Raw genomic sequence first — 7,385 nt, 5'->3', positions numbered from 1 at the left:
ATCGAGGGTTGTCGTCTAGTAAATAATGCACTGGGCTATCCGAACGAAAATCCTTTCTCAAAGGTAGTATCTATCGAAATAGTACAAGTATAGACGAGCGATCTTGATACCGATACTGTGTACAACTCATCTAAGTTTGCGACTCTTAGTTACAGAATCAAAAAAGGGGGATATGAATGTTAATGAATTAAAGCAGATGGTGGGCGAGAGCGGCAACATCGTTTTCTTCGGTGGTGCGGGTACTTTCAAAGTAAGCGTCAAATACTCCCCACATTACATATCTCCAGAGTCCATGAGAAAATGAATCTATCCTAATTCAAGGTGGTTATCTCATGGACAAACAGCAACGCTTGCAAGAATGGATGGCTAGAATCACAGATTTTAAATCCAGTGGTCTGACCATGTCCGCTTGGTGCCAGGCTCATGGCCGAACCATTCACCAATTAAAATACTGGCTTCGGAAAATGAATGAGCCTTCTTCCTCTACTTCCTCACCTTCTAAATGGGTACCTCTTGCCATCCATAGCCCTTCCGAAGAGTTTATCTCATCTTCATCTTCCCTCACGGTTCGTGTTGGACATGTCGGAATTGAGGTTCAAGCTGGTTTCAATCCTAATTTACTCCGTGAAATCGTTAAAGCACTAGATTTGTCATGTTAATGCTGGCTAATATCGACCGCGTGTATTTAGCCTGCGGCAGCACCGATCTACGGAAATCTATCGACGGCTTAGCTGCACTTGTGCAAGCTCGATTTGAACTCGATCCCTTCTCCAGCAGCCTTTTCGTATTCTGTAATCACCAGAGGGATAAGCTGAAAATGCTATTTTGGGAACACAACGGGCTTTGGCTATTCTATCGTCGGTTGGAGCGTGGTACATTTCAATGGCCCGTGGAACCGAGGGTTACGCCGATGGCAATCACGCCTCGCGAACTGCGTTGGCTTCTTGACGGTTTGTCGTTGGAACAAAAGAAAGCACATCCGCAAGTTACAGACCAGCGCGTCATTTAAAGCTTAATTTTCAAAGGTTGTTCACAAATTCTTGCAAGAATCGGGCATGGCTTGTTGAAGTAGTAGCATATGGAAAATCAAACGGCAAATACCAACCTTACCATACAAGAACTCGAACAGAAAACGGCTAAGCTTGAACAGCAAAATGCCGAGCTGACGGCCAAGATTAGCTGGTACGAAGAACAGTTTCGGCTTGCCAAGCAAAAACGCTTCGGTGCCTCAAGCGAAAAAACGGATTCAGATCAAATCGCGATGGACTTATTCAATGAAGCCGAAGTCCTTTGCGCGCCTTCCTCCGAGGAGCCAGATGTCGAGACCGTAACCTACAGTCGCAAGAAGTCTGTCGGCAGTCGTGAAGCTAAGCTGGATCACTTTCCTGTGGAAACAATTAGCTATACGCTGCCAGAAGCAGAGCAAATTTGTACATGTTGCGGCGGTGTACTTCATGAAATGAGTACGGAGACGCGAAATGAAATCACAATTATTCCCGCAGAAGTGAAAATCGTGAGGCATGTCCGGCACGTATATGCCTGCAGGCATTGTGAACGTGAAGAAATTCGCACGCCTATCGTAACGGCGCCGATGCCAAAGCCTGTTTATCCGGGAAGTCTCGCTTCTGCCTCCATCATCGCTTATGTCATGAGTCAGAAATATGTGGACAGTCAGCCGCTGTACCGACAAGAGCAACAGTTTGCGCGCCTTGGTCAGTCGATCTCTCGGCAGACGTTGGCAAACTGGATGATCTACGGCGCAGACCAATGGCTTTCAATTCTTACGAATCGTATGCACGAGCATCTGCTTAGCCAAGACATCTTGCATGCGGATGAAACGACACTTCAGGTGCTGCGTGAACCGGGCAAGTCTGCAGAGGCACAGTCGTATCTATGGTTGTACCGAACAGGCCGAATGGGTCCGCCAATTGTTTTGTACGACTACCGTCCAACACGCGGTGGCGAGAATCCTCGGAACTTTCTGACGGGATTTGCAGGCTACCTTCACGTAGACGGTTACGCTGGTTACCACAAAGTGATGGATGTAACGCTCATCGGATGTTGGGCACATGCACGTAGAAAATTCGATGAAGCGCTGAAGGCATTGCCTCCTTCAGACAAGCCCGAAACACTTGCTCACCAAGGACTTCAGTTCTGTAATCAGCTATTTGCTATTGAGCGAGAGCTAAAGGATGCGACAACAGAAGAACGTTATACCATTCGAATAGGAGCGTAGTCTCCCCATTTTGAATGCTTATTTGGCATGGCTGCGTCAGCAGCGATCTCGCACGTTACCGAAGAGCGCACTTGGACAAGCGATTACTTACAGTCTGAACCAATGGGATAAGTTGACGGCGTTCCTGAAAGACGAGCGTCTTGAGATTGACAACAACCGCAGTGAACGTGCATTTAAGCCATTTGTCATCGGCCGGAAAAACTGGCTATTTGCAAATACGCCTCGCGGCGCAAAGGCAAGCAGCACGATTTACAGCGTGATCGAGACAGCGAAAGAGAACAGGCTGAATCCCTTTAAGTACTTGATCTACCTGTTTGAGCAGCTACCACAACTTCCTGATCCGAAAGATCCAGAAGCGTTGGATAGCTTGCTGTCGTGGTCGCCATCGCTACCTATGACTTGTCGCGTGTTTAAATCTGAATAAAACATAGCACAGCCCTCAACTTGAAAGACAAGGTGGGGGCTGTTTGACGCTTACGAAGTAACAGCTGGAAAGTCTTCGAAAACTGGTTCTGAGTTTGCAAAGTATTTTGGAAGTGAAATGAACCCAGAAGGTAAACAGGTAATACTTTATGCTCCTAACTTAAATGAAACAAAAGTAAAGGGTATTGAAGACGCAGGAGTAAAAGTTATACGAAAACTTGAAGATTTGAAAAAGATTGTAGAAAAAAAGGACTAGGTGCTATGTCTAAAACAATGCAATTTATTACAAATGAAGTAGTTTCACAAGACGAGTTTTTTGAATGGGTGCTATTCAAGGGAAAAGAAATTCAAGAACTAAGTAGTGGGTATAAACAAGTGTTATTCATGAAAAATGAGGCAGTTGTTTGGTTGTATTACAGAGGTGATAACAAAGATGAATACGACTCAGATGAACTTTCGTTTCTGAAAAACAAATATAACATTATTCCCAATACATCTATTGCTATTGATGTTGGTAACAAACAAGGAAGCGAAGAGTTGGCATTTAACATCTGTTTTGAGATTCTTTCCTCATTCAAATACAGCGTGGTAGATGATTCTTACGGAAACTTTTATAATTTTTCTGAAATGTCTTTATTAGAATGTAATTTAGATGGTAATTGGAAAACAAGATAAAGTTGACAATTTCCCCAAGCAGAGCCAACAATTCTCTGGGGATTTTTTTTATCCTTTCCCCTCTACCACGCTAAAAACAACACGAATAATCGCTCCACATGTGTGATTCATTTCAGGACACGTCTGCCGCTTTGAAGGCTTGGCTGCTAATCAGCCTAACCACAATGATCAAGTGAGGGCAGACGGTCTTATCTGTTCGTCAGGCGTTGTTATAAGGCTTAACCCTATGAAATTCATGATAATGTCGCTGGTTTGATGTGCATATGCCATCAGCGGAAAAAGTGAGTAGCGATTTGGTTAAAAGCACCCCTGGGTATGTGGATAATAGATTCAATCATGTACTGGATCACTTGTATGCTCAATGATTCGTCGATTCACCATAACCCAGACCACACAATCTCTCTTTTGTTGCATCATGAAAATTCATGAAAGCTTACACAGTCAACGTTTTAGCCGATTCATCGAAAATTTCTACTGGACAATGCAACATAGTGAATGTTACAGTCCCAGCTAATGACACATATTGTATGGGATGGGAGAACTAAACGCATATGAACACAGTCCAGCCAATTCGGCAAAAAGACAAGATTGAGGAAATAAAAGACCTTCTCCGTCACCAATCCCTTCGTGACGAATTTCTATTCACACTTGGCATTAATAGCGGCTTACGTATTTCTGATCTTCTACCGTTACGTGTATGTGATGTGAAGGATAAGACGCAGTAAGCGTCAAACCAAACCCACCTGTCCATAGCTGTTCAAATCGGTCACAATGAATCCATCACGTAATGCGAAAGGGTGGACTCCCCATGGATACGAATTTGCAAGAGGTATGGACAAAACGCATTACCGCCTACCAGACCAGCGGTCAGACGATGAAAGCTTGGTGTGCCGAACAGGAGTTGACCGTCCATCAGTTAAAGTACTGGCTGTACAAGGACCAAAAACAAACTCAGGCAGGCTCTGCCACCACCTTCCGTCCGGTTGAGGTTGCTCGCCAAAGCCCAACAACCGAATCGCTTCAGATTCAAGTTGGTGTTGCACGGATCGACGTTCGGCCCGGCTTTGAGCCCGGCCTGCTTCGCGATGTGGTTGCCGCTCTTACCCCGCTATGCTGAGTTTCACCTCGGGCTCCCCTGTCTATCTGGCCTGTGGCTCAACGGACATGCGCAAATCTATCGATGGGCTTGCGGCGGTCGTGCAAGAACAATTTGCCCTCGACCCGTTTTCCTCGGCCCTCTTCGTGTTTTGCAACCGCAGGCGAGATAAGCTCAAAATCCTGCATTGGGATCATGCCGGCTTCTGGCTGTACTACCGCAGGCTGGAGCGCGGCTCGTTTCAGTGGCCCGCTGGCGGCAGTACCCCGCTTTGCCTGACCCAGCGGGAACTGTGCTGGCTGCTGGACGGTCTCTCCCTTACGCAACGTCACGCGCATGTAAAGGTCTCGCCCGAAGTAGCTATCTAATCCTCAGTCAGCAGGAATTTAGGCTGTCGTTGTCGAATCTTGTTTTATGAATATAGAAACGGAATCCCTTACCTTGGAACAACTCCAACAGCAAAATGCCCAGTTGGAACAACAACATACGAAGCAAGCTCGTGAACTGGTGGAACTGTCGGCCAAACTCACCTGGTATGAAGAACAGTTTCGGCTTGCCCAGCAGAAGCGCTTCGGCGCTTCCAGCGAGAAGACACATCTGGATCAACTGAAGCTGAATCTATTTAACGAAGCGGAAGTGACCGCTACGCCAGAGCTGGAAAAGGAACAGATCACCTATGAGCGCCGCAAAACGAGCGGCAAGCGCAAGGCGGATCTCTCGAAGCTATCGGTAGAAACCGTGAGGTATACGCTTGCTGAAGATGAGCAGAGTTGCGAGTGCTGTGGCAGACCGCTGCATGAAATGACCACGGAAACCCGTCGTGAAATCGCGGTCGTGCCGCCGCAGGTCAAGGTGGTTGAGCATGTGCGTCAGGTCTATGCTTGCCGCCACTGTGAGCGTCATGAGCTGCAAACGCCCATCGTCACAACGCCGATGCCACGGCCTGTCTATCCTGGAAGTCTGGCGTCCCCATCGCGATGGCGCATGTGATGTGCCAAAAATACATAAACAGCCAGCCGCTGTACCGCCAGGAACAGGATTGGATGCGTTTGGGTTATCCGCTGTCCAGGCAGACCATGGCGAATTGGATGATCTACGGCGCGGAGCAGTGGTTGTTGCCAGTTGTAGATGAGATGAGGCGACACTTGCTGAAACAGGCAGCGCTGCATGCGGACGAAACCACGCTGCAGGTACTGAAGGAGCCAGGCAAAGCCGCACAGTCGGATTCGTACATGTGGCTGTATCGGACGAGCCGGGGCGCAGCGCCTGTCGTGGTCTATGACTACCAGCGTACCCGGGGCGGTGAGCATCCGCGAGATTTCCTGGCCGGTTTCAAAGGTTACTTGCATGTGGATGGCTATGCGGGCTACCACAAGGTCAAGGATGTGACACTCGTGGGGTGCTGGACGCATGCACGGCGCAAATATGATGAAGCGCTGAAGGCAGCCCCAGAAGCCCGAGCCAATCCGCACAGCGTAGCGGCGCAAGGTCTGGCCTATTGCAACCAGCTATTTGCCATCGAACGGGAGCTGAAAGAAGCTACGCCCGAAGAACGGCTGGCCGTACGCAAGGAGCAGAGCCAAGCGGTGCTGGATGTCTACTCGACCTGGCTACGGCAGCAGAAATCCCGGACGATGCCCAAGAGCACCCTGGGCCAGGCGATCGGCTACAGCTTGAACCAGTGGGAGAAGCTGACGGCCTTTATGAAGGACGGGGAACTGGAGATCGACAACAATCGGGGTGAGCGATCGATCAAGCCATTTGTGATCGGGCGTAAAAACTGGCTGTTTGCGAACACACCGCGGGGAGCCAAAGCCAGCGCAGCCATTTACAGTGTGATCGAGACGGCCAAGGAAAATGGACTGCACCCGTTTCATTATCTCACGTACTTGTTCGAGCAATTTCCACAGCTTGCCGATTTGAAGGTGCCCCAAACCTTGGCGTCGTTTATGCCATGGTCGCCGTTGCCTCCGGACTTTTGCCGCTTGAATTAATCTATGTTTATCATATACCGGCCCCATTCTGAACGCTAGGCGGGGTCTAATTGACGCTCACAGAGGGACTTAACTAAGATGTAGTAGTAAGTATTATCACAAATGTCGAAAGGGGTAAATCGATGCATTGGAAATGGAGAAAGAGAGCTTTAACTCTAGCAGTTAGTACAGTTTTATTATCATTAATACCGTTTGGGGGTATTGCAGCGTCACCATTGCTAGAACCATTGGAAAGTCCCTTTTATCATTCTATTGTTCCAAATTCAATAACTAATTCTCAAACATCCGATTATTCAACGAATCCGTCAGATCCAACGACAACACTGAATAGGGTGAACGGCTGTTATATTTATGACTCAATTGGAAGATTAAACAATATCGCTTTCACTAGTGGTAATGGAGTATCTTATCAATATGACAATAATGGAAATATGATATCCAAACGTATATTGTCACGAACTTTTTCAAGTGGGAATCATTTGCCTGTAATAACACCAATAGCAAGAACAGTAAACACAGGAAAAAGTATAGCGGCTTCAAGTCTGTTTACGGCCTGTGACCCGGACGGAGATGCATTTCAGTATTATCAGTTCTGGGACACAAACCTAAGTGGTGGAGGCCATTTTGAATTTATTAACGGAACAACAAACCGATTAGGAGCAGCAGGAAATGCAGAGGGATATTATCAAGTACCAGCAGCAGAACTGGAAAATGTAAGGTATGTAGGTGGAAGCAGTAACGGAAGTGAAACGATAGGTATCTGGGTGTTTGACAGTGGAAGTACTTATTCTTATGCAACAGTTACGGTAACTACTGTTTCAAATCATTTGCCTGTAATAACACCAATAGCAAGAACTGTGAAAATGGGAGAAAGTATAGCCGCTTCAAGTCTGTTTACGGCCTATGACCCGGACGGAGATGCATTTCAGTATTATCAGTTCTGGGACACAAACCTAAGTGG

7 protein-coding genes and 3 pseudogenes are annotated in these 7,385 nt (G+C 47.2%); all 10 read left to right on the top strand.

All coding sequences use genetic code 11. The features are described 5' to 3' along the window. The first annotated feature begins 332 nt into the window (after nucleotides 1–332). Entirely contained in the window at nucleotides 333–659 is a 327-nt protein-coding gene (gene tnpA / locus OB236_RS05310) for an IS66 family insertion sequence element accessory protein TnpA (protein WP_262683088.1), read from the top strand. Further along, complete coding sequence (gene tnpB, locus OB236_RS39975) at nucleotides 653–1,009, top strand: IS66 family insertion sequence element accessory protein TnpB (protein WP_408638413.1); 357 nt, start codon at nucleotides 653–655, stop codon at nucleotides 1,007–1,009. Before tnpA (OB236_RS05310) ends, tnpB (OB236_RS39975) begins: the two co-directional genes overlap by 7 nt. A 69-nt stretch (nucleotides 1,010–1,078) precedes the next feature. After that, a pseudogene (tnpC, locus tag OB236_RS05305) lies at nucleotides 1,079–2,660 on the top strand (IS66 family transposase). 117 nt (nucleotides 2,661–2,777) lie between these two features. After that, on the top strand, nucleotides 2,778–2,915 hold the full coding sequence (locus OB236_RS05300; protein WP_262683087.1) for a hypothetical protein: 138 nt from the start codon (nucleotides 2,778–2,780) through the stop codon (nucleotides 2,913–2,915). Between the two features lie 5 nt (nucleotides 2,916–2,920). After that, nucleotides 2,921–3,334, top strand: a complete 414-nt coding sequence (locus OB236_RS05295; RefSeq protein ID WP_262683086.1) for a hypothetical protein — start codon at nucleotides 2,921–2,923, stop codon at nucleotides 3,332–3,334. Between the two features lie 551 nt (nucleotides 3,335–3,885). Continuing rightward, nucleotides 3,886–4,050 (top strand): annotated as a pseudogene (locus tag OB236_RS05290) (site-specific integrase); the annotation flags it as partial. Nucleotides 4,051–4,121: 71 nt separating this feature from the next. Then, the gene (tnpA, locus tag OB236_RS05285) at nucleotides 4,122–4,451 is read left to right on the top strand and encodes an IS66 family insertion sequence element accessory protein TnpA (protein ID WP_262683085.1); all 330 of its coding nucleotides are present in this window, start codon (nucleotides 4,122–4,124) and stop codon (nucleotides 4,449–4,451) included. Beyond that, nucleotides 4,445–4,798, top strand: coding sequence for an IS66 family insertion sequence element accessory protein TnpB (gene tnpB / locus OB236_RS05280; protein WP_262683084.1), 354 nt, complete (start codon nucleotides 4,445–4,447; stop codon nucleotides 4,796–4,798). Before tnpA (OB236_RS05285) ends, tnpB (OB236_RS05280) begins: the two co-directional genes overlap by 7 nt. Nucleotides 4,799–4,844: 46 nt before the next feature. Further along, nucleotides 4,845–6,424: pseudogene (tnpC, locus tag OB236_RS05275) on the top strand (IS66 family transposase). Nucleotides 6,425–6,546: 122 nt separating this feature from the next. After that, nucleotides 6,547–7,385, top strand: an 839-nt coding sequence (locus OB236_RS05270; RefSeq protein ID WP_262683083.1) for a hypothetical protein, incomplete at its 3' end; no start/stop codon positions are given.

The sequence above is a fragment of the Paenibacillus baimaensis genome (assembly GCF_025567575.1).
Note: the sequence above shows the minus strand (reverse complement) of the source record. Positions and strands in the feature narration are given on the sequence as shown.

Coding starts and splice junctions, on each gene's coding strand:
- tnpA (WP_262683088.1), top strand. CDS start 333: ATGGACAAACAGCAACGCTTGCAAGAATGGATGGCTAGAATCACAGAT.
- tnpB (WP_408638413.1), top strand. CDS start 653: ATGTTAATGCTGGCTAATATCGACCGCGTGTATTTAGCCTGCGGCAGC.
- OB236_RS05300 (WP_262683087.1), top strand. CDS start 2,778: ATGAACCCAGAAGGTAAACAGGTAATACTTTATGCTCCTAACTTAAAT.
- OB236_RS05295 (WP_262683086.1), top strand. CDS start 2,921: ATGTCTAAAACAATGCAATTTATTACAAATGAAGTAGTTTCACAAGAC.
- tnpA (WP_262683085.1), top strand. CDS start 4,122: ATGCGAAAGGGTGGACTCCCCATGGATACGAATTTGCAAGAGGTATGG.
- tnpB (WP_262683084.1), top strand. CDS start 4,445: ATGCTGAGTTTCACCTCGGGCTCCCCTGTCTATCTGGCCTGTGGCTCA.